At 74.3% G+C, this 25,232-nt stretch carries 19 protein-coding genes and 1 pseudogene; 13 read left to right on the top strand and 7 right to left on the bottom strand.

The window, feature by feature from the left end:
* Positions 1 to 81: 81 nt before the first annotated feature.
* The gene (locus CFP65_RS37980; RefSeq protein WP_217368232.1) at positions 82 to 1,038 is read left to right on the top strand and encodes a hypothetical protein; all 957 of its coding nucleotides are present in this window, start codon (positions 82 to 84) and stop codon (positions 1,036 to 1,038) included.
* Positions 1,039 to 1,161: 123 nt separating this feature from the next.
* Complete coding sequence (locus tag CFP65_RS37975) at positions 1,162 to 3,633, top strand: M60 family metallopeptidase (protein WP_104820431.1); 2,472 nt, start codon at positions 1,162 to 1,164, stop codon at positions 3,631 to 3,633.
* A gap of 3 nt (positions 3,634 to 3,636) precedes the next feature.
* On the opposite strand, the gene CFP65_RS37970 is transcribed toward CFP65_RS37975, so the two are convergent.
* A complete protein-coding gene (locus CFP65_RS37970) occupies positions 3,637 to 5,700 on the bottom strand; it encodes an MDR family MFS transporter (RefSeq protein WP_104820430.1) in 2,064 nt (687 codons plus the stop codon).
* Positions 5,701 to 5,901: 201 nt separating this feature from the next.
* On the opposite strand from CFP65_RS37970, the gene CFP65_RS37965 reads away from it, so the two are divergent.
* Complete coding sequence (locus tag CFP65_RS37965) at positions 5,902 to 8,145, top strand: glycosyltransferase family 39 protein (RefSeq protein WP_104820429.1); 2,244 nt, start codon at positions 5,902 to 5,904, stop codon at positions 8,143 to 8,145.
* On the opposite strand, the gene CFP65_RS37960 is transcribed toward CFP65_RS37965, so the two are convergent.
* A complete protein-coding gene (locus CFP65_RS37960; RefSeq protein ID WP_254552783.1) occupies positions 8,094 to 8,645 on the bottom strand; it encodes a TetR/AcrR family transcriptional regulator in 552 nt (183 codons plus the stop codon). The two genes, CFP65_RS37965 and CFP65_RS37960, sit on opposite strands and share 52 nt — an antisense overlap.
* 182 nt (positions 8,646 to 8,827) lie before the next feature.
* Here CFP65_RS37960 and CFP65_RS37955 point away from each other — a divergent pair, with 182 nt between their 5' ends.
* Positions 8,828 to 10,558: an amidase gene (locus CFP65_RS37955; RefSeq protein WP_104820427.1), complete on the top strand. Its 1,731-nt coding sequence runs from the start codon at positions 8,828 to 8,830 to the stop codon at positions 10,556 to 10,558.
* Between the two features lie 340 nt (positions 10,559 to 10,898).
* The gene (locus CFP65_RS37950; RefSeq protein WP_104820426.1) at positions 10,899 to 11,663 is read left to right on the top strand and encodes a DUF4239 domain-containing protein; all 765 of its coding nucleotides are present in this window, start codon (positions 10,899 to 10,901) and stop codon (positions 11,661 to 11,663) included.
* A gap of 7 nt (positions 11,664 to 11,670) precedes the next feature.
* Here the strand turns inward: CFP65_RS37950 and CFP65_RS37945 are convergent, their stop codons facing one another.
* Positions 11,671 to 12,909, bottom strand: coding sequence for an NAD(P)/FAD-dependent oxidoreductase (locus tag CFP65_RS37945; RefSeq protein WP_104820425.1), 1,239 nt, complete (start codon positions 12,907 to 12,909; stop codon positions 11,671 to 11,673).
* 137 nt (positions 12,910 to 13,046) lie between these two features.
* Between CFP65_RS37945 and CFP65_RS37940 the strand changes: the two genes are divergently transcribed.
* The 4 genes and pseudogenes from CFP65_RS37940 to CFP65_RS37925 all read left to right on the top strand — a co-directional run bounded on the left by CFP65_RS37940 (position 13,047) and on the right by CFP65_RS37925 (position 15,358).
* Positions 13,047 to 13,631 (top strand): TetR/AcrR family transcriptional regulator, encoded by a 585-nt coding sequence (locus tag CFP65_RS37940; RefSeq protein ID WP_174805685.1) that lies wholly within the window; start codon positions 13,047 to 13,049, stop codon positions 13,629 to 13,631.
* Positions 13,628 to 14,113 carry a hypothetical protein gene (locus CFP65_RS37935; RefSeq protein ID WP_104820423.1) on the top strand — a complete coding sequence of 162 codons (486 nt, stop codon included), beginning with the start codon at positions 13,628 to 13,630 and terminating at the stop codon, positions 14,111 to 14,113. The genes CFP65_RS37940 and CFP65_RS37935 overlap by 4 nt, the downstream gene beginning before the upstream one ends.
* A gap of 113 nt (positions 14,114 to 14,226) precedes the next feature.
* Positions 14,227 to 14,607: pseudogene (locus tag CFP65_RS41695) on the top strand (SDR family NAD(P)-dependent oxidoreductase); the annotation flags it as partial.
* Between the two features lie 163 nt (positions 14,608 to 14,770).
* Entirely contained in the window at positions 14,771 to 15,358 is a 588-nt protein-coding gene (locus tag CFP65_RS37925) for a YbhB/YbcL family Raf kinase inhibitor-like protein (RefSeq protein ID WP_104820422.1), read from the top strand.
* Between the two features lie 254 nt (positions 15,359 to 15,612).
* On the opposite strand, the gene CFP65_RS37915 is transcribed toward CFP65_RS37925, so the two are convergent.
* The 3 genes from CFP65_RS37915 to CFP65_RS37905 are packed head-to-tail and all read right to left on the bottom strand — an operon-like array spanning position 15,613 to position 19,455.
* Positions 15,613 to 16,605, bottom strand: coding sequence for a serine/threonine-protein kinase (locus tag CFP65_RS37915; RefSeq protein WP_104820420.1), 993 nt, complete (start codon positions 16,603 to 16,605; stop codon positions 15,613 to 15,615).
* Entirely contained in the window at positions 16,602 to 17,117 is a 516-nt protein-coding gene (locus CFP65_RS37910) for a hypothetical protein (RefSeq protein WP_104820419.1), read from the bottom strand. The genes CFP65_RS37915 and CFP65_RS37910 overlap by 4 nt, the downstream gene beginning before the upstream one ends.
* Before the next feature lie 4 nt (positions 17,118 to 17,121).
* The gene (locus CFP65_RS37905) at positions 17,122 to 19,455 is read right to left on the bottom strand and encodes an FHA domain-containing protein (RefSeq protein ID WP_104820418.1); all 2,334 of its coding nucleotides are present in this window, start codon (positions 19,453 to 19,455) and stop codon (positions 17,122 to 17,124) included.
* Positions 19,456 to 19,669: 214 nt separating this feature from the next.
* Here CFP65_RS37905 and CFP65_RS37900 point away from each other — a divergent pair, with 214 nt between their 5' ends.
* The 4 genes from CFP65_RS37900 (at position 19,670) to CFP65_RS37885 (ending at position 23,069) form a co-directional block, all read left to right on the top strand.
* Positions 19,670 to 19,945 (top strand): hypothetical protein, encoded by a 276-nt coding sequence (locus tag CFP65_RS37900; RefSeq protein WP_104820417.1) that lies wholly within the window; start codon positions 19,670 to 19,672, stop codon positions 19,943 to 19,945.
* A 157-nt stretch (positions 19,946 to 20,102) separates the two neighbouring features.
* Positions 20,103 to 21,074, top strand: a complete 972-nt coding sequence (locus tag CFP65_RS37895) for a LysM peptidoglycan-binding domain-containing protein (RefSeq protein ID WP_104820416.1) — start codon at positions 20,103 to 20,105, stop codon at positions 21,072 to 21,074.
* 157 nt (positions 21,075 to 21,231) lie between these two features.
* Complete coding sequence (locus CFP65_RS37890; RefSeq protein ID WP_254552782.1) at positions 21,232 to 22,467, top strand: hypothetical protein; 1,236 nt, start codon at positions 21,232 to 21,234, stop codon at positions 22,465 to 22,467.
* Entirely contained in the window at positions 22,464 to 23,069 is a 606-nt protein-coding gene (locus CFP65_RS37885) for a hypothetical protein (protein ID WP_104820415.1), read from the top strand. The genes CFP65_RS37890 and CFP65_RS37885 overlap by 4 nt, the downstream gene beginning before the upstream one ends.
* Here the strand turns inward: CFP65_RS37885 and CFP65_RS37880 are convergent.
* The gene (locus CFP65_RS37880) at positions 22,967 to 25,183 is read right to left on the bottom strand and encodes a tetratricopeptide repeat protein (protein WP_158702577.1); all 2,217 of its coding nucleotides are present in this window, start codon (positions 25,181 to 25,183) and stop codon (positions 22,967 to 22,969) included. The two genes, CFP65_RS37885 and CFP65_RS37880, sit on opposite strands and share 103 nt — an antisense overlap.
* Between the last annotated feature and the right edge of the window lie 49 nt (positions 25,184 to 25,232).

Genomic DNA, 25,232 nt, shown 5'->3' with positions numbered 1-25,232 from the left:
TATCGATCATGTGTACGGAGCGAAGTCGCCGGGGAATTTCCGCTGGCCCCGGACCCGCCGGACCAGCCACACTGGCCCACCATGACGGAAGACGATCACCCCACCGGCCCCGCCCTGCGCCGGATCCTGGCCACGCCCGGCCGCCCCGAGCTGCTCGACCTGCTCGCCGAGGAGCTGAGCGGCGCCGACCTCACCACCCTCCTGCTGGAGGTCTTCCGGCGCCGCGCCGAACGCCTCGCCCCGGCCGAGGTGCTCCGCCGCTACCGCACCGACCGCTTCGTGGCCCCGGCCCCGACCGACCACGCCCGGCTGCGCCGCGCGGAGGACGCGCTGATCGCCGCGCTGCCCGCCGGCTTCGAGCTGCTGACCCTCGCCCCGCTGGTCCCGCTTGCCGCCCACACGGCCGTCGCCACCGTCGACCCGCGCAAGGTGGTCGCCACCATCCGGGGCACCGAGGTCGCCGCCGACCCCACCAACGCGTTGGCCCTCGAAGCCGCCCACCGCCGCGCCGCGGCCCTGGCCGCCGACCCGCGCTCCACCGCACCGGTCCGGCTGGCCGCGAGCCAGCGCGTGGTCCGGGCCCAGCGGTTCACCGGGCCCGGCCGGCTCGCCCACTTCCAGCTCTTCGGCCTGGTCACCGCCGGCCGGGACACCGGCACCCACGCCTTCGAACGCCACCACCTGCTCGTACACCTCCGCTTCGCCCTCCGGGCCCTGGCCGCCGCCGGCGTCAGCCGCACCGAGCTCCGCCTCACCGCCCTCGACCCGTCCGCCGCTCCCGTCCTGGCCCACCTGCAGACCGAACTCGCCGACTCCCCCGGGCTCGACCTGCTCGAGGACCCCGACCGCGCCACCGGCCGCGGCTACTACACCGACCTCTGCTACAAGATCCACGCGGTGGTGGACGGCCTCCCGATCGAGATCGCCGACGGCGGTTTCACCGACTGGACCCGGCAGCTCACCGGCAACCGCAAGGAGCGCCTGCTGATCGGCGGCTTCGGCCTAGACCGTCTGGCCGACGTCTCCCCGCCGAGCTGACACGACTCCGACCCCCAACGAGGTGACTGTGCGGCCCGCCCTCAGCGTGGCAGTCGCTTCGTACCCGTACCCACGTGCGCATCCTGGTCGCCCGACCCCCTCCCCGAAGGCGACCGACGGATCATGCCCTCCCCCGCCACCCTGCGCACCGCCGCCTCGCTGGCCCTCTCCGCCCTCCTCCTCCCGCTGACCGGCGCCCCGCCCGCGCTCGCGCACCCGCCCGGCCGGGCCGGCGGCACCTGGTCCGAACTCCGCGTCCTGGGCCAGTGCCTGACGGCGCGGGACTCGCAGGAGGTGCGCCTGCGCTCCTGCTCCTCCGAACTCGGCGAGCCGACCCCGGCCGGGCAACGGTGGCAGCTCGACGGACAGGGCACGCTCCGCAGTGCCCTGCCGGGCAGCCTCGCCCTCGGCCTCCCGCCCGGCGCCACCGCCGCCAACGGCGCCCGCCTCGCCGCCGTCCCGGAGGCCACCGCGAGCGGTGCCTGGTCCTACGACTCCGCCACCGGCCACCTCGTCTGGCGGGGCGGCGGCTACACCCTGGACTTCAACACCGGTACCGACCTGGCCACCCTCTGGACGGCCGGCACCGGCGACAACCAGAAGTGGTCCTTCGACCCCGGCTACACGGCGACCACCGCCCCATCCGGAGCCGATGCCGCCGAACTCCGCACCGAAGGGCAGTGCCTGACGCTCAGTCAAGTCACTACCCCCAACCGCTCGGTCACCGTCGAGCCCTGCGCCTCCACCGCCGGCCGCCCCACCCCGGCCACCCAGCGGTGGACCGTCACCGCCCAGGGCCAGGTGCAGAGTTCGGCCGCCCCGTACCCGGTGCTGGACGTCCAGGGCGACCCCGGCTCGCGGTACGTGGTGGCCCGCCCGGTCGGCAACGGCACCGACCGCTCCCGCTGGCAGTACGACCCGACCGCCCACACCCTGCTCTGGGCCGCCGACCCGACCCTCGCCCTCGACCACTCCCGCACCACTGCCTTCGCCGGCCTCTACCGCTCACACGGCGGCCCCAACCAGCTCTGGACCCAGAGTCCGGTGGCCGACCAGGCCGGCCCGGCCAGGACCCAGGCCGCCCCCGGTCCGGTGAGCGCCACCGCCACCTCCCCCGCCGACGCCACCCTCCGCTGGACCGCCCCGACCGGCCCCGCCCCGGCCACCTACGCCGTCTACCAGGACGGCGGCCGGATCGCCCTCACTTACTCCACCAGCTACCAGGACCCCGGCCTCGGCCCCGGCGGCCTCCACCGCTACCGGGTGACCGCCATCTCCGCCGACGGCGTCGAATCGGCCCCCAGCGCCGAGACCGTGCTCACTGCCCCGGCCTGCCCACGGCCCACCGGGCCCGACGGCACGGCCCCCTTCCTCCCGCCCGTGGCCGGGCAGCCCTACACCCTCACCCTGACCGGGCGCCCCTCGGCCCAGCGCGAGCAGCAGCGCCAGGGCCTGCGCCAACTCCCCTCCGACATCCGCCCGACCGGCCTCTACCTGCCGCCGGACGCCCTCCTCACCGCGACCACCACCGGCGCCGCCGGCACCGGCGCGCTCTCCGTGCTCATCGGTCCGCCGGTGGGCGCCGGCGGCCTGGCCGCAGCCCGCCGCTACCCCATCGTCACCACCGGTACGGGCACCCGGATCACCGACCACCGCGGCGGCATGGTCCACCTGGTCTTCGACGGCGCCCCGACCGACCGCGTCACCCTCACCCTGAGCGGCGACACCCAGCTCGCCCCGGTCTTCGTCCTCGGCAGCTCCACCCCCGACCAGTGGCGCGCCGACCTGGCCGCGCGGCCCACCCGCTACGCCGAACTCCTGGCCGGGCGCACGGTGGTGACGCTCTCGCGCGACTCCGCCGCCCGCTACGCCTACAGCTCGCCGGAGGCCGTGCTGCGCCACCTGGAGTGCGCCCGGGCCGTCGAGGACGCGGTCAACGGACTCGCCGCACCCACCGCCGAAGACGCCACCACCGCCCCCGGGCCGGACTCCCCCGGCGTCTTCCCGTTCCACTACGTCGAGGTCGAGCGCCGGGTCGGCGGTGCCTTCGCCACCGACCGGTACATGGGCTTCAAGGACGAATCCGTGGCCTGGCTCGCCGACAGCGCCGCCGCCGAGTGGGGCGTCTGGCACGAGCAGGGCCACCACCGCCAGCAGTCGGCGATCACGCCCACCGAGCTGATCGAGGTCTCCAACAACATCGACTCCCAGAGCCTGCGCACGGCCTACGCCCGCCCCTCCCGGCTGGTCACCCAGGGCTCCTACGACACCGCCCTGCCCAAGCTCGGCAAGCCCGGTGTCGCGTACGCGACCTCCTTCGACGGCTTCGAACAACTGGTGATGCTCCAGCAGTTGGCCCTCCAGTACGGCGCCGGCTTCTGGCCGGAGGTCCGGCACCGGGTGCGCACCACCCCGCCGACCGACCCGGACCGCTGGGCCGCCATCGCCGTCCTCACCAGCCAGGTGGCCGGCCAGGACCTCACCGCCTTCTACCTGGCCTGGGGCGTCCCGCTGACCACGCACGCCCAGCAGGCCGTCGCCGCTCTCCGACTTCCGTCGGCTCCGGGCGACTTGACCACCCGCCGGGAGCCCTGACCCTCAGGCCACGGCCACCGGCTCCCGGCCCTGGGGCAGGCCGTTCGCCAGGTCCTCCGCCAGCAGCCGCTTGGCGATCGTGTCCACGGCGGCCCGGAGCTCCGGGCCGCCCGGGCGGCCCAGGTCCTCGGTGACCTGGGCGCTCAGCCAGTCGGACCAGGCGCGGTTGAGCAGCCGGACCTGCTCGGCACCGGCCGGCGTGTGGTCGAGGAAGTCCCGGTGGCGGGTCAGGTAGCCCTCCTCGGCCACCCGGTCGAAGACCGGGGCCAGCACCTCGGGCGGCACCCGCTTGCGGGCCGCGATCAGCCCCAGCCGGGCGTGGCCCACGGTGCGGGTCAGGCCCTCCACCTCCATCAGCGCCCAGGCGCCGGCCAGGTCCAGCTCGGTGCCGGAGGTGCGGACCAACTCCCGTGCGGTGTCCAGGTCGAAGCGCCGGACGATCCGCCCGACCGCCGCCTCCAGCTGCCGCCCCGAATCCGCCCCGGTCGGCTGCGCGAAGCCCTCGCCCAGGTCGGTCGAGGCCGAGCGGGCGGTGTCCCGCAGCTTGACCTGCTTGAGGAAGAGCGAGACCACGAAGCCCAGCAGCGCCACCGGCACCGTCCAGAGGAAGACGGTGTGCAGCGAGTCCGAGTAGGCCGAGATGATCGGCCCGGCCTGCGCCGCCGGCAGCTCGTGCAGGCCCTGCGGGCTCTGCGCGGCCCGGGCCAGCACCGCCGGATCGGCCCCGGTCAGCCGGGCGGCGGCGGCCACCCCGTCAGTCAGGTTCGGCTTGAGCGTGTTGGCGTAGATGGTGCCGAAGACCGCCGTGCCGAAGGAACTGCCCAGGGTGCGGAAGAAGGTGACCCCGGAGGTCGCGGTGCCGAGGTCGGCGTAGTCCACGGTGTTCTGCACCGCGATGGTGAGCACCTGCATGCAGAGCCCGATGCCGAGCCCGAGCACGAACATGTACAGCGAGCCCAGCCAGACGCCCGTGCCGGGCTTCATCAGCGAGAGCAGCCACAGGCCCAGCGCCATCACCAGCGACCCGGCGATCGGGAAGATCCGGTACTGGCCGGTCTTGCTGACCACGTTGCCGCTGGCGATCGAGGCGATGAACAGCCCGGCCACCATCGGCAGCATCCGCAGGCCTGACTCGGTCGCGTTGACCCCGTCCACGTACTGGAGGAAGGTCGGCAGGAAGGTCATCGCGCCGAGCATCGCGAAGCCCACGATGAAGCTCAGCACCGAGCAGACGGTGAAGACCGGGTTGCGGAACAGCCGCAGCGGCAGCGTCGGCTCGGCGGCCCGGCTCTCCGCCCAGCAGAACAGCCCGAGGGCCACCACCCCGCCCGCGAACAGCCCGATGATCGTCGCCGACCCCCAGGCGTACTCGTTGCCGCCCCAGCTGGTGGCCAGGATCAGCGCGCTCGCCCCGACCGCGACGAAGGCGATGCCGAGGTAGTCGACCACCGGCCGCGCCGCCGACCGCACGGCCGGGATGGTCCGGGCCGCCACGGCCACCACCACGATCGCGATCGGCACGTTCACGTAGAACGCCCAGCGCCAGGAGAGGTGGTCGGTGAAGAGCCCGCCGAGCAGCGGCCCGATCACGGTGGCCACCCCGAAGACCGCGCCGATCGCGCCCTGGTACTTGCCGCGTTCGCGCAGCGGGATGACGTCGGCGATCAGCGCCATCGAGGTGACCATCAGCCCGCCGGCCCCGGCGCCCTGCAGGGCGCGCCAGGCGATCAGCAGCGTCATGTTCGTGGCCAGGCCGCAGAAGAAGGAGCCGGTGATGAAGACGATCGCCGAGACCTGGAAGACCAGCTTGCGGCCGAACAGGTCGCCGAACTTGCCCACCAGCACGGTGGCCACGGTCTCGGCCAGCAGGTAGGAGGTGACCACCCAGGACATGTGGGCGGCCCCGCCGAGGTCCGAGACGATCGTCGGCAGGGCCGTCCCGACGATCGTCTGGTCCAGCGCGGCGAGCAGCATCCCGAGCACGATGGTGCCGAACACGATGTTCCGCTGCCGCACGTCCAGCACGGGCGGAGCGGGGGCCGGCGGCTGGTCAACCACGGTCGTCATGGACGAAGCCTCACACCGCAGCCCCCGGCCCGCGAGCCGGGCGGCCTCCTGTTACGGCGTCAGGAGGGTGCCGGCGCAGCCGGGGACCGTCCGAACGGGCTGGGCCCGGCGGGCAAAATCTTCCTCCCCTTCCGGTCAGGAATTCGCCGAAACGCGCGGTCCGTCAGGTTTCTCTCATCGACCACGCACAGGATGCATCGCATGACTACCAGTGTGCTGCCCGCCGCTCCCGAGCTGGCGTTCCGGGCCCGGCCGCTCCGCCGGGCCCCGTGGCGTTCGCCCACGGACCAGCCGCGCTACGCCCGGCCCGCGCTGCTCGCCCTCACGCTGCTCGCGGGGCTGCTGTACTTCTGGGGAATCAGCAGGAGTTCGTACCACACGTTCTACGCGGACGCCGTGCGCAGCATGACGGAGAGTTGGAAGGCCTTCGCCTTCGGCTCCTACGACCCGGCCGGCACCATCACCCTGGACAAGCTGCCGGGCTTCCTCTGGCCGCAGGCCCTCTCGGCCCGGCTGTTCGGCTTCCACCCCTGGGCGCTGACCCTGCCGCAGGCGGTCGAGGGCGTGCTCTGCGTCCTGGTGCTCTACCGGGTGGTCCGCCGCTGGGCGGGTGCCGACGCGGCCCTGCTCGCGGCGGCGGCCTTCGCCCTGACCCCGGCCCTGGCCGGGCTCTTCCGCACCGCCGTCGAGGACCCGCTCTTCACCCTCCTGCTGCTGCTCGCGGCCGACGCCACCCAGCGCGCCGCCCAGCAGGCCCGCCTCCGCAGCCTGCTGCTGGCCGCGGTCTGGGTCGGCCTGGCCTTCCAGGCCAAGATGCTCGAATCCTGGGCCGTACTGCCCGCCCTCGGCCTGGTCCACCTGGTCTCGGCCCCTGCCCCGCTGCGCCGCCGCCTCACCCACCTCGGCCTGGCCGGCCTGGTCACGGTCGCGGTCTCGGCCTCCTGGGTGCTGATGGCCACCCTCGTCCCCGCCGCCGACCGCCCGTACATCGACGGCACCACCGACAACTCGGCCTACAGCATGGTGGTCGGCTACAACTTCCTGAACCGCTTCACCTCGGTCGGCCTGACCGCCGAGGAGACCGGCAGCGTCACCTCCGGCCGCGGCGGCCCGATGGGCTCCATGTGGAGCCACGGCGCAGCCGGCACCCCGCCGGGGCAGGCCGGCACGGCACGGTCCGGCACCGACCAGACCGACCGCACCGGTACGGGCCAGTCCGACCGCACCCGGGCCGGCACCGGCGCGGCGCAGCCCGCGACCACCCCGGCCGGCAGCACCCCGTCAGGTTCCGCCCAGTCAGGTACAGCCCAGCCGGGTGCGGCCCGGGCCGGCCACGGCGGGCAGGGCGGCGGCGACGGGGGCTGGACCAAGATGTTCGGCTCGCAGTTCGCCTCGCAGACCGGCTGGCTCTACCCGATCGCCGCGGTCTCCGTCCTCTGCGCCCTCCTCTGGCGCCGTCGGGAGCCCCGCACCGACCACCTCCGCGCGGGCTTCCTGCTCTGGGGCAGCTGGCTGGCGGTGTTCTTCCTGGTCTTCAGCGCCGGCAGCGTGGGCGGCCACAGCTACTACATGGGCGTGATCGCCACCCCGTTGGCCGCGCTCTTCGGCGGCGGCACCGTGCTGCTCTGGCGCGGCTTCCGCACCGGCGGCGCCCGCGCCTGGGCCCTGCCGGTCGCCGTCACCGGCACGGCGGTCTGGGCCGCGTACCTGACCCACCTCTTCCCGGCCTTCCTCCCCTGGCTGGCCCCGGCCACCCTCCTGCTGGGCGTCCTCGCCCCGGCCCTGCTCCTGCTCGGCCGCACGCCCCGCCTCGCCGGCCGCCGCCTGCCCGCCCTCGGGCTGCTCACCGGCCTGGCGGCGATGCTGCTCGCCCCGGCGGCCTGGGCCGCCTCCGTGCTCGACCCGGCCTACGGCAACTCCGGCATGGGCACCGTCGGCCCCCAGGCCGCCCACGCCTTCGGCGGCACCCGCGGTCAACACGGCTCCGGCCGGAACGCGCCCCAGCAGGGCCCGCCCGGCGCCTTCGCCGAGGGCGGCGCCAAGCTGACCGAGGCCCAGCAAGCCGTCCTCGACTACACCGAGGCCCACGCCGACGGCGCCCGCTACCTCTTCGCCACGCCGAACTGGACCGCCTCCTCGCCCTACATCCTGGCCACCGGCAAGGAGGTGCTGCCGATGGGCGGCTTCACCGGCCAGGTGCCGAACCCGACCCTCTCCCGGTTCCAGTCCCTGGTGACCAGCGGTCAGCTCCACTACGTCCTGGTCGCCACCGGCGGCCGCACCTCAGCCACCGCCCCGACCACGGCCATCACCGACTGGGTCCGCCGGAGCTGCACCGAGGTGCCCCCGTCCGCCTACGGCCGACCGGGCGGGGCCGCCGACCGCGACCAGCTCTACCGCTGCGGCAGCAGCTCCCGCTCCAGCGCGGCCAGCGCGAACTCGTAGGCCGAGGCCTCCTGCCAGCGGGAGCGTCCGAACATCACGTCCCCGGACAGCCCGTTCAGCATGGCGACCGCCCGGATCACGAACTCGGGCAGCTCCACCTCCGCGAACTGCCCGAGCGCCCGGCCCTCCCGCACCACGTCCGCCAGCCGCTCCTCCCACCCGTCGGACAGCGCGGTGAGGAGCCGCCGACCGGCCTCGTCGTGCTGCTGGGCCAGCACCTGCGTCCAGAGCGCGTACCGCTCGTCGCCCTGCCCGCGCGGCAGGTAGCAGCGGACGAACACCCCCAGCCGCTCGGCGGGCGAGGCGGCCCGCTCCGCCTCCCGCTGGTACCGCGCGCCGAGGTCCGCCTCGCTCCAGGCGAGGACCTCGAGCAGCAGCCGGTCCTTCTTCCCGAAGTGGTAGAGGATGTGCCCGGTGCTCATCCCGGCCCGCTCCGCGATGTCCGACATCCGCACGGCGGCGGTGCCCTTCTCCGCGATGGCGCTGATCGCGGCCCGCATCGCCCGCCCCCGCGCCTCGTCGCCGCTCGGCTGGCGCTTCCGATCCGCTGTCCGGTCGGCTGTCCGATTGGCTCTCCGGTCCGCTGGCGTCGACATCGGCTCACCCGTCTGCTCAAGGTCTAGATCCGTAGTCTAGACTGAAAATCTAGTCAATATCTGACCGACACCCAGGAGACACCCGCATGACGCGCGGATTCGACGTTGTGGAGACCTGTATCGCCGACCTTCGCGCGGCACTCGAGAAGGGCGAGACCACGGCCGTCGGCCTGCTCGACGCCTACCTCGCGCGGATCGAGGCGTACGACCGCCCCGGCACCGCCACCGCGCTCAACGCGCTGGTGGTGCTCAACCCCGAGGCCCGGGCCGAGGCCGAGGCCTCCGACGCCCGCCGCGCGCGCGGCGAGACGCTCGGCCCGCTGGACGGCATCCCGTACACCGCCAAGGACAGCTACCTGGCCAAGGGGCTGACGGCCGCCGCCGGTTCGCCCGCCTTCGAGCACCTGGTGGCCCAGCGGGACGCCTTCGCCATCGAGCGGCTGCGCGCGGGCGGGGCCGTGCTGATCGGCCTGACCAACATGCCGCCGATGGCCAACGGCGGGATGCAGCGCGGGGTCTACGGCCGGGCCGAGAGCCCGTACAGCGCCGATTGGCTCACCAGCGCCTACGGATCCGGCTCCTCCAACGGCTCGGGCACCGCCACCGCCGCCTCCTTCGGCGCCTTCGGCCTGGGCGAGGAGACCTGGTCCTCCGGCCGGGCGCCCGCCTCCTACAACGCGCTCTGCGCCTACACCCCCAGCCGCGGCGTGATCTCGGTGCGCGGCAACTGGCCGCTGGTGCCGACCATGGACGTGGTCGTGCCGCACACCCGCACCATGGCCGACCTGTTCGAACTGCTCGACGTGGTGGTGGCCGACGACCCGCAGACCCGCGGCGACCTCTGGCGCGCCCAGCCCTGGATCACCCTGCCCGCCGCGTCCGCGGTGCGCCCCGCCTCCTACCCCGCGCTGGCCCCCGCCGACGCGGCGGCGGCCCGGGCCGCACTGGCCGGCAAGCGGATCGGCGTGCCCCGGATGTACATCAACGCCGACCCCGAGGCGGGCACCAACCCCGAGGGCGGCATCGGCGGCCAGACCGGCCAGCCGATCGAGACCCGCGCCTCGGTGATCGCACTCTGGGAGGCGGCCCGCCGCGACCTGGAGGAGGCCGGCGCCGAGGTGGTCGAGGTCGACTTCCCGGTGGTCACCAACTACGAGGCCGACCGCCCCGGCGCGCCCTCGCTCTTCACCCGCGGCCTGGTGACCCGCGACTTCCTCAAGGTCGAGATCGAGGACCTCTCGGCCTGGGCCTGGGACGACTTCCTCCGTGCCAACGGCGACCCGGCCCTGCCCACCCTGGCCGAGGTCGACGCCGACCGCATCTGGCCCAAGCACCAGGGCGAACTCCCCGACCGCTACGCCGGGTTCGACGACACCATCGGCGACTACCCGCGCCTGGTCCGCGAGCACCCGCACGCCTCCTTCACCGAGCTGCCGCACCTGGAGCAGGGCCTGCGCGGCTTGGAGGAGACCCGCCGGGTCGACCTCGAGCTCTGGATGGACGAGCTCGGCCTGGACGCCGTGGTCTTCCCCGCCGTCGCCGACCTCGGCCCGGCCGACATGGACGTCTCCGAGCCCTCCGCCGACCTCGGCTGGCGCAACGGCGTCTGGGTCGCCAACGGCAACCTCGTCCCGCGCCACCTCGGCATACCGACCGTGACCGTCCCGATGGGCACCATGACCGACACCGCCATGCCGGTCGGCCTCACCTTCGCCGGCCGCGCCTACACCGACAACGCCCTCCTCACCCTCGCCGCCGCCTTCGAGGCCACCGGCACCCGCCGCACGGAGCCGCCCCGCACCCCGCGCCTCCCGTAGCCACCCACCCCCAGGGGGCCGGGACCACCTGACGGCCACTCGAGGCCCCTCCGCCCGAGTCCGTCCCGTGCTCCCGGCCCACCCGGATCCTGGACGGCGGCACCACCGCACTGGCCCTGCCCTGGGCGGAGCTGAGCGGCCTGATCACCGACGCCGACCCGGCCCACCCCGTGCTCCGCGGCCTCGCCGCCCAGGGCGTGGACGTGCTGACCGCCGCCGCCTGACCGACCGGCCCGACCGATCGGGTGGTCTTCCCGGCCCCGGCGCGTCGGCGACCGGGGGCGCCTCGCCCGCTCGCCCCAGACTGAAACGATTCTGCGGCGACGAGAGGCGAGCCCCGATGCTCCTGCACTTCCTGGAGGTCCTGTTCCCGGTCCTGTTCGGGACACTCGCGGTGCTCTGGGCGGGTTCGCGGATCGGCCTCCCCTGGATCGCCCCGAACGAGCAGCGCCAGACCTTCGACCACGTCACCACCCTGCTCCGGATGGTCTTCGCCTTCACCCTCGCCTTCGTCGTGGTCGCCGTCTGGCAGGAGTACGGCGAAGGCGCCCGGACGGCCAACGCCGAGGCCGCCGCCCTGACCGAGGTGAACTGGTCGGCCCTGCAACTGCCCACCGACCAGCGCGACGGCGTCCGCCAACGCCTGCTCGCCTACACCCACAAGGTCATCGACCAGGAGTGGCCGGTCATGCTCGACCGCCGGACGATCGACCCCGGCACCCGCGACACCTGGGACGACCTGCGCCGCTACGCCGCCCAGCTCCCCCGCAACGACGACCGCACCGCCTCCTTCCAGCAGCGCATGCTCACCCAGCTGGAGAAGGCCGGCGACGCCCGGCGCGCCCGTGGCGACGAAGCACAGGCCGGGCTGCCGCCCGTGCTCTGGATCGGCCTGGTCACGGGCGCCGCCCTGATGCTGCTGCTCCCTGCCGTCTGGAGCACCGCCTTCACCGCCCGCTCGACCGTCCTCGTCCTGCTGCTGGCCACCATGCTCACCGGCCTGCTCTTCGCGGTCAGCGAGATGGACCACGCGTTCTCCGGCGACATCCGGGTGCCGCCGACGGCCTTCCACACCCTGCTCGAACGCCTCGAACGCCTCTCTTGACTGATCGTCAACTCCTCACTATCTGGCTTCCCTTCAGCTCCCGATCACGCAAGTACGCCTCCGCCCGGGCCAGGTACTCCCGGTGCTCCTGCTCGTGGTCCGGCGGCAGGTCAGGGGCGTCGGAGGTCGCGAAGAACCGCACCAGCGCCTCGTTCGACCGCACCGCCAACTCCCCTGACCGGGCGAACATTTCGCGCTCGTACCTGGCCACCTCCTCAGCCAGCCCACCCGCCGCACCGGGGCCCGCCGCCCGGGCGACGGCGTGCGCGAGCTCGGCGCCGTCCAGCAGCGCGAGGTTGGCACCGTGCCCGCCGAACGGCGCCATCAGGTGGGCCGCATCGCCGATCAGGGTGACCCCGGGCACGTGCGCCCAGGTGAGCGGCGCCGGCAGCGCCTGGAAGGACCTCGGCACGTACGCGCCGTCGTTGCGCAGCGCCGCCTCCCGCAGCGCCGCCGACCAGTGACCGAACTCCCTTGCCAGGAAGGCCCGGACGCTCTCCCGGTCCGCCAGGTCCACCCCCGCCCCGAGCTGCCAGTCCGGCTCGGCGCGGAAGGCGAGGTAGCCCCGGACCACCCCGTCCGCGTTGCGCTGGAGGATGACCGCCCGGCCGTCGCCGTCGTTGGCGAACAGGTGCCCTGCGCCCACCATCGCGGCGAGCTCGGGGTGCCGGGTGTCCACCTCCTCGTACCGGGCGTCCAGGAAGCAGACCCCCAGGTGCTCCAGCGCGGCCGCACTGACCAGCGGCCGCACCTTCGACCAGGCCCCGTCCGCCCCGATCACCAGATCGGCCTCCACCGTCTCCCCGTCCGCGAACTCCAGCCGGTGCCCGCCCCCACCGAGCGGCACCACCCCGACCAGCCGGCTTCCCCAGCGGACGGTGCCGGGCCGCAGGTGCTCGAACAGCAGCCGCCGCAGCCGCCCCCGGTCGATCTCGGGCGCCGCCTCGTCCCCGGCGGCCGGCACGTACTCGGCCAGCACCGCACCCAGGTGGTCGCGCCGGGTCTTCGCCTGCCCCTCCGGCCGCGCCACCGCCAGGAACGCGTCCAGCAGCCCGGCGTCCGCGAGGGCGAGCTGCCCGGAGTCGGCGTGCAGGTCGAGCGTGCCGCCCGCGTCCCGCGCATCCACCCCCGCGTCGGCGTCGTACACCTCGACCTCGATCCCGTACCCCTGCAGGACCCGGGCGCACATCAGCCCACCCGGGCCGGCACCCACGATGCAGATCCGCAGCCTGCTCTGCTCAGCCATTCCGGCCTTCCCTTCCACTCCCTCACTCCGCCGCGTGGATCGCGACCCCCTCACCATAAGTACAACCGCTACAAAAATGCAACGGATACACTTTTCTACTCGATACAGCTACGCGATAGAGTGACCGAGTGACCGAGATGGGGCGCCGCGAGCGCAAGAAGGCAGCCACCCGCCAGGCCCTCGCCGACGCGGCCCTGCGCCTCTTCACCGAGCGCGGCTACGAGGAGGTCGGCGTCCGCGAGATCGCCGACGCGGCCGACGTCTCCGTGACGACGCTCTTCAAGCACTTCCCCGACGGCAAGGAGGCCTTGGTCTTCGACCAGGACCTCGACCGCGAGACCGCCCTCACCGCGGCCGTCCGCCACCGCCCCGACGGCGAGTCCGTGCCGCAGGCGCTCCACCGCCTCTTCCGCGGCGAGCACTCCCGCCGGGTCCACACCGACCCGGGCTTCCCGGACTTCCTCCGCCTGGTCGACACCACCCCGCCCCTGCGCGACTACGCCCGCCGGATGTGGCTCCGCCACGAACAGGCCCTCGCCACCACCATCGCCGAGGACGCCGGCCTCCCCACCGACGACCCCGCCTGCCTGGCCCTGGCCCACTTCGCGCTCTCGACGCCTACCCTCGCCCGCACCTCCGCCGACCCCGACGCCGCCCTCGCCCGCATCTTCACCCTCCTCGACCAGGGCTGGACGACCGCCGAGGCGGCCGAGACCCCGTGAACCCGCTCGACGCACCCCAAGCGGTCGAAGCCGCCGCCGAACCGCTCGAAGAACTCCTCGACGACTGCAACCACGTGACCACCATCGGCCTCTTCCACGTGGTCCCCGCCGCCGACCGGCCCCCCTTGCCCGCCCTCGCCCAGGCCGTCTACGACGCGGGCCCCTTCGGCCACCAAGTGGGCACCCCCATCACCCCGTTCGACTCCCCGAGCACCTGGCGCGACCTCCTCCGCCAACAGGTGACCACCGGCATCCTCCAGCCCTCCCGCCGGTACGCCGACCCCACCCTCCGCACCCCCGCCGAACTCCGCCGCACCGCCGAACTCGCCGACGCCCTCGCCGACCTCGTCGAGTCCCACCTCGGCCCGGTCCGCACCTGCGCCGAGATCAGCGGCCCCTACCTGCACCCCCTCTGGTCCCAGCACCTCCTCCTGGTCACGGACCACTGGGCCACCGTCCTCGGCCTCGGCCTCGACCACTGACCGACCACCCCTCACCGCGCCGGCCCGCCCCCCTCCGACAGCGCAGCCACCACGAAGGCCACGGCCTCCTCCGGAGTCTCGAAGCGCGTGCGGGCGCGGGCGCCGGTCGCAAGGTGGCACGCGGTACGCCTTTCGTGATCCAGCGAGCCCTGCCGCTCCTGCGCGACGGCGGCCGGATCGTCAACCTCGCCTCCGCCGCCACCCGGATCAGCTCCCCCCTCCAGCTCGCCTACACCCTCAGCAAGACCGCCCTGGCCGGCCTCGCCGTACCGCTCGCCAACGAACTCGGCCGCCGCGGCATCACCGTCAACACCGTCAACCCGGGCGTGATCCGCACCGACCTCACCGTCGCCTGGACCAGCGCCCCGGCCGCCCTGGCCGGCCTGGCGGCCATCACCGCCCTGGGCCGGATCGGCGAGCCGGAGGACGTGGCGGACATCGTCGCCTTCCTCGCCTCCCCGCAGGGCCGCTGGATAACCGGCCAGGCCATCGACGCCTCGGGCGGCACCTACCTCGGCCCGGCCCCCCGGCCTGACCGGGCGCCCCGCGCCACCCCTGGCACAGCCGCGTCGCCGATAATTGCTTCCTCGACCGCCGCACCCACCGAACTCCCTGACCGGTTCTCCCCCGGCCGCCCGGACCGAAAGCGAACTCCCCATGGCCGTGCTCGGCACCCTCCTGCGCAACCGCCGCCCCGACGAGCAGACCCACGCCTGGCAGCAGCCCAACCTCGCCGGTCCGGAGACCCTCACGGTCACCAGCCGGGACTTCACCGACCACGGCCCGCTCGACCCCCGCTTCACCGGCACCCGCGTCGGCGGCCGCAACCTCTCCCCCCACCTCGGCTGGAGCACCCCGCCCGCCGGCACGGCCGAGCTCCTCCTGCTGATCGAGGACATCGACGTGCCCCTCGGCTCCACCCCGGCCGTCCACTGCCTGGCCCTGGTCCACGAGGCCCACCTGCCCAGCCCGCAGGAACTCCTCCCGGGCGCCCTCAACAAGAACACCCCCGCCCCGGGCGTGACCCTGCTCCGCTCCGTCGTCAGCCGCGGCTACTACGGCCCCGAACCCCTCAAGGGCCACGGCCCCCACCGCTACGTCTTCGCCCTCTACGCCCTGGCCACCCCCCTCCTCACCACCCCCGACCGCGAGACCCTCCTCAAGACCCGCCCCCGCCGCCTCCTCGAAAACCTCACCACCCCGATCCTCGCCCGCGGCCGCATCACGGGCACCAGCGAACGCTGACCCCATGGAACTGCTCAACGCGGGGGCACACGCCGAAGCCCACTGACCGCAGCCCTCGGCCGAGGAAGTCCACCCGGTCGATCAGGCCGTCCCGGACCCGGTGGGCGACCAGGCCCCGGAGCGGTTCCGGTCGGATGCCGTGCGCGATCTCCTGATCCACCACCCAGTCGCCCTCGGTCAGTGCTGATCCGTCGATCATGGACGGCTCGCGGCGGGAGGTCCGGTACGAACAGGGCCACCGCGCCGGCGCCCGTTCACCCCTCCGGCTCCGGCCGGTCCGGTGCGATGCCGAAGACCGGGAGGGCCCAGGCGGGCGGCATCGGGGGTGGGACGGCCGGGCGGGTCCGGGTGGGGAGGAGGGGGACCTTCTGCGTCGGGGTGGGCATCGCCTCGCCGAGAGCGGCGACGCGCAGGGCCGCTACGAAGGCGAGGCAGCTGGCGTAGCGGCCGTCGGGCTCCTTCGAGAGGGCGCGGGCGAAGACGGCGTCCAGGCTGGAGGGCAGGTCGGCCCGCTGCGAGCTGATGGGTGGGGCGGTCTCGTGCAGGTGGGCCCAGAGCAGCGCCAGGTCGTCGTCGCGGCGGAAGGGCGGGCCGCCGGTCAGCTCCTCGTAGGCCACGCAGGCCAGGCTGTACACGTCGCACCGCCCGTCCACCGGCCGCCCGGAGATCTGCTCGGGGGCCACGTAGTCGACCGTGCCGACGAACTGGCCGACGGTGGTGAGGCCGGTCAGCGAGAGGGACTTCTTGGTCAGACCGAAGTCGGTGAGGTAGACGTGCTCGGGGTGGTCGGAGTCGGTGCCCTCGGCGACCAGCACGTTGCCCGGCTTCACGTCCCGGTGCACCAGGCCGTGCGCGTGCGCCGCGTCCAGCGCGGAGGCCAACTGGCCGGTGATCCGGGTGGTCTGGGTCAGCGAGAGCACGCCCTGGGTGTCGATCAGTGCCCGCAGGTCGCGCCCGCGCACGTACCGCATCGCGATGTAGAGCACCCCCTCCGCCTCCCCCGCCTCGTACACCGGCACGATGTGCGGGTGGTCGATCGCGGCGGCGATCCGCGACTCGCCAGCGAACCGGCGGCGGAAGACGTCGTTGCGGGCCAGTTCGGGGGCGAGCAGCTTGACGGCCACCGTCCGGCCGAGTCGCAGGTCCTCCGCCTCGTACACCACGGCCATCCCGCCCCGGCCGAGCACCCGGCCCAGCCGGTAGGAGGCGAGCTGCTGGCCGCTCAGGTCGGCCGGTGCGATCGTCATCCGACCCTGGTCCCGTCAGGGGTGTCGGAATCGCCCGGGTCCACCGTCGCGTACGGGCTGAGCCGGGCGCCGTCGGAGTAGTACCAGCGGCCGTGTTCGAGGTCGAGCAGCCAGGCGGACGGGCCGTCGAGCACCACGCCCAGCCGCAGCCCGCCGGCCCGCTCCCGGAAGCCGGTGAGGTCGAGGGTGCCCTCGGCCAGTTCTTCGAGCAGGGCGCGGTAGGTGGTCAGGGCCTCCTGGAGGGTGGCGAGCAGCGGGCGGGGGTCGGTGCGGGTGCCGAGGGGTTGGGCGGTGCCGCGCGGGCGCTGCGGGAGGGCGACCAGGAGCCGGCCGTCCACCCAGGCCGTCCAGCCGTTGGAGCAGACGATCCGGGCCCAGTCGCCGGCCGTCTCGGTGAGGCGCAGCGGCAGCAGCGGGTCGAGCCGGGCGGTGGGCAGGCCGCCGGGGTCGGCCCAGGTGGGGAGGCCGTCGGGCGGGGCGACGTGGGTGGGCTGGAACTCGGCGGGGTGCACCGGCTCACCGCCGCATGACGGCGGGTTCGTGCCGGCGCAGCAGCCGCAGCACGATCAGGCCGAAGACCACCGAGAGCACCACCAGCATCCCCATGTCGAGCAGCCAGGTGGAGGCGCGGTGCGCGAACAGCGGGTCGGCGGTGAGCTTGCCGGGCACGATGGCGTGCAGGTCGAGGGTGGCGGCCATCGCGCCGAGCGCCCACCGGGAGGGGATCAGCCAGGAGAACTGGTCGAGCACCGGCACGCCGTTCAGTTGGAGCAGAGCGCCGCAGAAGACCACCTGGACGATGGCCAGCAGCACCAGCAGCGGCATCGTCACCTCTTCCTTCTTGACCAGCGCGGAGACCACCAGGCCGAGCATCAGCGCGGTGAGCGAGAGCAGCGCCACGGCCAGCGTCAGCTCGAACAGCGGTGGCAGGAAGACGCCGGAGCCGCCCTGCGGCTTCAGGCGCACCCCCGCCAGCCCGACCATGGTGAGCACCACGGCCTGCACCACCGTGACGGTGCCGAGCACCACGATCTTCGATCCGAGGTAGGCCGAGCGGGAGAGCCCGACGGCCCGTTCGCGCTGGTAGATCACCCGCTCCTTGACCAGCTCGCGCACCCCGTTCGCCGCGCCGGTGAGCACCCCGCCGACGCAGAGGATGAGCAGGGCGTTGAGCGCGCTGTTCTGGTCCAGCTTGCTGCCGGCCAGCGCGTGCGCCATCGCGCCCATCACGAAGGGCAGCGCGATCATCACGGCCAGGAAGACCTTGTCGGCGGCCAGCGCGGTGGCGTACCGCCGTACCAGCGTGCGGAGTTGGGCGAACCAGCCCTGAGGTGGCGGCGGCTCCACCGGGGCGGGGGCCTCGGCGGGGGTGCGGCGCGGGCGGTCGATCCGGTCGGCGATGTAGCGGCGGTACTCGGGCGAGCGGCGGAAGTCGCCGGCCCAGTCGCGGGCGGTGTCGTGCTCGAAGGATTCGAAGGCCTCCGGCCACTGCTGGTGGCCGGTGAACGGCAGGGTCTCGCCGGGCGGGCCGTAGAAGGCGGTCTTCCCGCCGGGGGCGAGCAGCAGCAGCCGGTCGCAGAGGTCGAGGCTGAGCACGCTGTGGGTGACCACGATGACGGTGCGGCCGTCGTCGGCCAGGCTGCGCAGCATCTGCATCACCGAGCGGTCCATCCCCGGGTCGAGCCCGGAGGTGGGCTCGTCGAGGAAGAGCAGTGAGGGCTTGGTGAGCAGCTCCAGGGCCACGCTGACCCGCTTGCGCTGGCCGCCGGAGAGGCTGGCGATGGTCTGGTCGGCCCGCTGGTCCAGGCCGAGTTCGGTGATCACCTCGGCCACCCGGGCGGCCCGTTCGGCCGGGGCGGTGTCGCCGGGGAAGCGCAGTTCGGCGGCGTAGCCCAGCGCCCGGCGCACGGTGAGCTGGGTGTGCAGGATGTCGTCCTGCGGCACCAGGCCGATCCGGCGGCGCAGCTCGGCGTAGTCGCGGTAGAGGTCGCGGCCGTCGTAGTGGACGCTGCCCTCGTCGGCGGGCCGCAGGCCGGTGAGCGCGTTGAGCAGGGTGGACTTGCCGGCCCCGCTCGGCCCGGCCACGGCCAGCAGGCACTTCTGCCCGACCGGGAAGGTGACGTGGTCGAGCAGCACCCGCCCGCCGTCGGCCTTCACCACCAGGCCCTCCACGTCCAGGTCCACGTCCCCGCTGTCGGTGAACTCCTGCAGCTCGTCGCCGACCAGGCAGAACACCGAGTGGCCGATGCCGATGAGGTCCTGCGGACCGACCAGCGCGTCCAGCACCGGCTGGCCGTTCAGGTACGTGCCGTTGTGGCTGCCGGTGTCGGCGATCTCGTACCGGCCGTCCGGGCGGGCCCGCAGCTCGGCGTGGTGCCGGGAGACCGAGAGGTCCTCCAGCACCAGGTCGTTGTCGGCGGCCCGGCCGATCCGCACCACCCGCGCGGGCAGCGGCCGCACGCTGGTCGGCGGGCGGTAGGAGCCGGTGATCGAGGTGAGCGCGGAGGGCTGCTGGCGCACGGCGGTCGGCTCGGGCAGCGCGCCGAGGGTCGCGTACGGGCCGTCGGGGCCGCCGAAGCGCACGGTGCTGCCGGGGGTGAGGTCCAGGTGGCTGATCCGGTGGCCCTCGGCGAAGGTGCCGTTGGTCGATCCGGTGTCGTCCAGCGCCCAGTGGCCGTCGTCGGCGTGCAGCAGGGCGTGGTGCCAGGAGACCCTCGGGTCGGTGAGCACGATCTCGCCGGTCGGGTCGCGCCCGATGTGGTACTCACGACTCGGGCTGATCAGCTGCGAGTCGCCGTCGGTCTCCAGCAGGAGCTGTGGCGCCCTGGGCGCGAGCGGTCGCTCTCCCATACCGTCCAGGCTAGCCGTCCGGCCCCCGGGGCGCCCGACTCGCCGATCGGGCCACCCCCGGGGCGCCCGTGACGCCTGGGACCGGCCACCGGGGGTCACCTCCCGGCCACGCCGCGCCCTCGTACAGGTGACATCCAAGCCTGCGGGGTACGGTGGCGGGTAACTGTTGACGCATGTTCAATCATGGCCGTCGGCCGCAGACCGGGGAGGCGTTGTGAACACCTGGGCGACCTGGACCACGCAGTCCATCCACGCCGGGCACGGCGGGGTGCTCACCGAGGAGATCGGTGCGATCACCGGTGACCTGACCCTACACACGATGTGGATCGACGGTGAGGCCCGGCTGACCATCCAGTACACCGGCTCGATCGACTGGTTCACCGTGGCCGGCAGCCCGGTCCGGGCGGCCGACGAGGCCACCGCGCGCAATGTGCACCAGGCCATGGTCGAGGGCGCCAAGGCGGGCGGGGGTGCGAGGGCGCCCCAGTGACGGCCGCCTCCCGGGGGCGCGTGGGCAGCCGCCGCGTGCCCCCGGCGCACTGTCCGCCGGGCCGCGTGCTCCCTCCGCTCGCTCGTTGACGAACGTTCTCCGTAACCGGGGTCCGCCGACTCTCGTTGGCAGGGCCCCGGCACCTTTTGGAGGCGACATGTCCGGCGCGAGGGCCATGATCGAGACCGCCCAGAGCTACCTCGGCTACCGCGAGGGTGCGAACAACCGCAACCGCTTCTCCACCGAGCTCGGCCGGCCGGCCGAGCCCTGGTGCGCCGACTTCGTCTCGGCCGTGGCCCGGGAGAGCGGCAACGGCGGGGTCTTCCCGAACACCGCCTCCTGCGGCACCGCCCGCGCCTGGTTCGACCAGCGCGGCCGGCTCTCGGTGTACCCGGCGGTCGGCGCCCAGGTGCTCTTCGGCACCCCGGACAACCCGTACGGCGCCGGCGGCGAGCACACCGGCATCTGCATCGGCTACGACGCCGACACCCTCACCGTGATCGCGGGCAACACCAACGACGACGGCTCGCCCCAGGGCGACGGCGTCTACCAGCGGGTGTACCAGCGCCGTTCGGCCTACGTGGACTCCTACGGGTACCCGGACTACCCCGAGGGGCTGGTCTGTGCCGATCCGGCCTGGCGCGGCCGCCGGGGCGTCACCTACTTCGGCCAAGAGGCCGGGGTCGACGACCTCCCCGCCGCCGGCTTCACCATCCCCGGCCAGGGCCGCCACCCCGTGGTGATCGACGGCCGCCCGTACGGGCCCGGCGCGAGCGGCCCGCACCTGGCCACCCTGCGCGTGATGCTCGCCGCCGCCGGCTGCTCCACCCCCACCGGCACCCCCGCCGACCCGGGCCCGGACTGGACGGCGGCCGACACCGAGAGCTTCCGCCGCTACCAACTCCTCCTCGGCGACTCCGGCCCCGAGGCCGACGGCATCCCCGGCCCCCGCCAACTCCACGACCTCGAGCGCGACTACGGCGGCCGCCGCTACACCGTCCAGCCCGGCGACACCCTCCCCGGCCTCGCCGCCGAATTCAACACCACCGCAGACCTCCTCGCCCAGGCCAACGAGTTGACCCCCGACGAGCCCCTCACCCCCGGCCAGGTGCTGCGCATCCTGCGCTGACCCTCGACGGACCCACCACTGAGGCGGGCCTGCAAGGTTTCCGCAAGGACCTGGACCGGCGGCTGGCAGCACACCCGGGCAACTCTCCTACCGTGGCCGCGAGTTGGCGGCCACGGGACCGACCGGTCGACTGACCGGTCCCAAGGGGGGACAGCAGATGAAGCCGTCCGAATCCAGATCCACCGAGACCCTCCGCCGGCCCGCACCGGTGCGCCGGGCCCCCGGCCAGTGGGGGACACTGCCGGAGTGCAAGCGGGTGCTGGTGGTGGTGCACACCCTCGTCTACGCCGTCCGGCTGCGCGAGATCTTCGAGCTGCTCCGGGCCGACCTGCGCGTCCAGGTCGTCTTCACCATCGCGCCGCACGCCTTCAACGAGGGGGTGCACGACTTCCTCCGGGGGCTGGGCTGCGCCGTGCTCCCCTGGCCCGAGGCCGTCGCCACCGAGTTCGACCTCGCGCTCGCGGCCGGCTCCCAGGGCATCGAGCAGATCCGCGGCCCGCTGGTCCGGCTGCCGCACGGCGCCGGTTCGATCAAACTCTCCCGCCCCGCCGAGGGTCCGCACCGCACCGTCGGCGGCCTCGGCCGCCCGTACCTCACCTGGGCCGGCCGCGTGGTGCCCGCCGCCATCGCGCTCGCCCACCGCGCCGAACTCACCATGCTCGAACACAGCTGCCCCGAGGCCCTGCCGGTCGCCGAGGTGGTCGGCGACTCCTGCCACGACCGGATCGCCGCCAGCCGCCACCTCCGCGAGGCCTACCGCCACGCCCTCGGCCTGCGCCCGGAGGACCGCTTCGTCCTGGTCTCCTCCACCTGGGGCCTCGGCTCCTCCTTCAACCGCCTCGACGCCCTGCTCCCCCGCCTGCTCGCCGAACTGCCCCCGGCCGGCTTCCGCACCGGCCTGCTCGTCCACCCCAACGTCTGGTCCTTCGCGGGCCGTTGGCAGCTCGAGGCCTGGCTCGCCGGCGCCGCCGGCCAGGCCGTCCACCTGCTCCCGCCGGAGACCGACTGGCGCGCCCTGCTGATCGCCGCCGACTACGTGATCGGCGACCACGGCTCCGTCACCCTCTACGCCACCATGACCAGGGCCCCGATCCTGCTGGCCCGCTTCCCCTTCGAGGACGTCAACCCCGACTCGGCCGCCGCCACCCTGGCCCGCACGGCCCCCGCCCTCTCCGCCTCCCACCCGCTCCCCGCCCAACTCGCCTACGCCCGGCAGGAGTACCGCCCCGCCGAGTACGCCGCCATCGCCCGCCGGATCACCTCCGAGCCCGGCCGCTTCAACCGCAAGGTCCGCCGCCTCCTCTACCGCCTCCTCGGCCTCGGCGAGCCGGCCTACGACCCCGTCACCGCCCCGCTCGACTTCCCGCTCCCCCTCCCGGCGGTCCGCCCGTGAAGCCGCCCCGCCTCACCGCCCACCGGCTCCGGCCGACGGTGCACCGGCTCCGCCTCACCGAGGTGCAGCTCGCCCAACCCCCCTTCATCGACCGCCACTTCACCTGCCGGGCCGAGGACCCGCCCACCCCAGCGGCCGTACGGGCACCCCGCCTCACCGACTCCCGGCGGCCCGCCCCCGGCCCGGCCGTGCCCCCGGCCACCCAGCTGGCCGACGTCCTCCACCTCGCCGTCACCGGCGGCCTCCGCGCGGCCGCATCGGCGGCCGAGCGACTCCTCGCCGACCACCCGGGCTGCGCGGTGGCCGCCGTGGCCACGGCGGACGGCACCGTCCTGCTCCACCCCCGGGCGGGCTCGCCCCTGCTCGCCCGCCTCGCCGATCCACCCCGCCCCTGGGCCGCCGCCCTCCTCCTCGGCTCCCTCACCCACGCCCGCCTCGCCGCCGGCCACCGCTGGCGGCCGGACCACCCGGTCGAGGTCATCGCCCGCCCCGGGCCCGGTCACTGCCTGGCCCTCTCCTGGTCGGGCCCGCCGGGCCCGCCGGGCAGCGCGCTGATCCTCCCCTCCAGCCGGACGGAGTCGGGCGCACCGACCGACCGGTAGATCTCCAGGGACTCGCCGTACCGCACCCGGGCAGCCTCGAACTCCCCCTGCGCTACGGCGAGTTCCCCCAGCATCTCGATCGTGTGCGCCTCCCAGTGCCGCGATCCGCAGCTCCGGAACTCGGCCAGCGCCGCCGCCAACTCCTCCTCCGCCAGGGCGAATTCACCGCCGCCGATCCGAGCCCGCCCCGACAGCGCGAGCGCCCTGGCCGCCTCGTACGGATCCGGCAGGGCGAGCAGCTCCGCCCGGGCTCGAGCCAGCAGGTCCAATCCACTGTCCAGCTCACCCAGGGCGATCCGCACGTCGCCGAGCATCAGCACCGAGAGTGCGGCACCCCGGTCGTAGCCGATCTCCCGGCGCAGCGCGAGCGCCTCCTCGAAGTACCGGACCGCCTCGCCCGGCCGACCCGCCAGATTGTGCGCCTGCCCGAGCCCGTGCAGGGCCTGGGCCTCCTCCAGCCGGGTACCGTCCCGCCGCGCCAGCTCCAGGGCCTCGGCGAACAGCGGCACCGCCTCCTCCGGGCGCCCGCCGTTGCGCAACCCGCCCCCGCCGTCCGTGAGCATCCGCCCGACGGCCGCCGGATCCCCCGTCCGCCTGGCTGCGGCGAGCCCCAGCGCCGTGCCCTCGATCCAGAGCGGGTACGGCCGCAGCCGGTGGTACAACGGCCACATGGCGTCGGCTAGTTGCCAGGTCAGCCCGTCCCAGCCACGCTCCGCCGCGGATCGCAGCACCGCCGCCAGCTCGTCCTGCTGCTGCTCCAACCAGGCCAGCGCCGCCGCCCGGTCCGCTGCAAAGGGCACCGGCGGCAGCGGCCGTACCGCGAGGTAGTCCCGTGCCAACCGCCGGTGCGTGGGCGTGATCAGCGCCTCGGCCGCCGTCGCCGCGCTCAGGTACCACTCGGCCACCCGACGGACCGCCGCGTCCTCCCCTTCGGCGTTCAACTCCCTTGCGTGCAGCCGGACCAGATCGTGGAACCGGTACCGGTCCGGCCCAAGTTCCTCCACCAGGTTGACCTCCGCCAGCGCCTCCAGCAGCAGCTCCTCCTGCCCCGGCCGGAGCGCCGCCTCGCTCCCGTACGCCGCCGCCGCGACCGCCGCCCCGAACACCGCCACCGGCAACTGCCCCAGCAGCCGGTACAGCCGAGCTGCCTCGGGCCCGAGACAGCGGTACGAGGCGTCCAGGGCGCCCCGCACCGCGCTCGCCGTCCCCTCCAACCGCAGGGCCGCCAGCCGGTCCGCCTCCCCGTCCAGCGCCGCCGCCGTCACCGCGAGCGACTGGCGGGGGCGGGAGGCTATCCGCGCGGCCGCCACGCAGACCGCCAACGGCAGCCCGTCGCACCGCTCCACCACCGCCCGCGCCGCCTCCGGCTCGGCGGCCACCCGGGCCGCGCCGACCCGCCCCCGCAGGATCTCGATCGCCGACTCGGCTTCCAGCCTGTCGAGTTGGTGGAACACCGCACCGTCGATCCCGAGCCCGGTGAGCCTGCTCCGGCTGGTCACCACCACCAGGCTCCCCGGCGCCCCGGGCAGCAGCGGCCGCACCTGCGCGGCCGAGAAGGCGTTGTCGATCATCAGCACCAACCGCCGCCCGGCGGTCAACGACCGCCACAGCGCCGCCCCTTCCCCCGCCGTACCCGGCACCGAGCTGATCCCGAACGCCCGCAGCAGCCCGCCCAACGCCTCCACCGGCTCGGCCTGTGCGCCCGGCCCCTCCGGCGCGTACCCCCGCAGGTCCACGTACAGCTGCCCGTCCGGGTACTCCCCCGTCAGCCCCTGCAGCCAGTACGAGGCGAACGCCGTCTTCCCCACCCCGGCCGGCCCGCTGAGCACCACCAGCAGCCCGCCCGTCGCGTCCCGGCTCCGCTCCAGCACCACCACATCCGCCGCCCGCCCCACGAAACACCCCGGCGGCGCCAGCAGTTGCCGCGGCACCGGCAGCTCCACCGCCGGCACCGCCCCGTGCACGTGCACCCCACCGTGGATCTCCCGCGCCTGCACCGCCGCCCCGTACACCCGGGCCGCCCCGGAGATGCCGTTCACCACCTCCCCCGCACCCCGCAGCACCGCCCCGGCCCATTCCCCCAGCGCCGCATCGAGTTGCGAAAGTCCGACCAACTCCCGAGAAAGCCGAACCGCCCATTCCGGCCCACCATCCGGCCTCCGA

The sequence above is a fragment of the Kitasatospora sp. MMS16-BH015 genome, assembly GCF_002943525.1.
In the GTDB taxonomy this organism is placed as follows: Bacteria; Actinomycetota; Actinomycetes; order Streptomycetales; family Streptomycetaceae; genus Kitasatospora.
The sequence above is the reverse complement of the archived record's forward strand: the minus strand, read 5'-3'. Positions and strand labels throughout refer to the sequence as shown.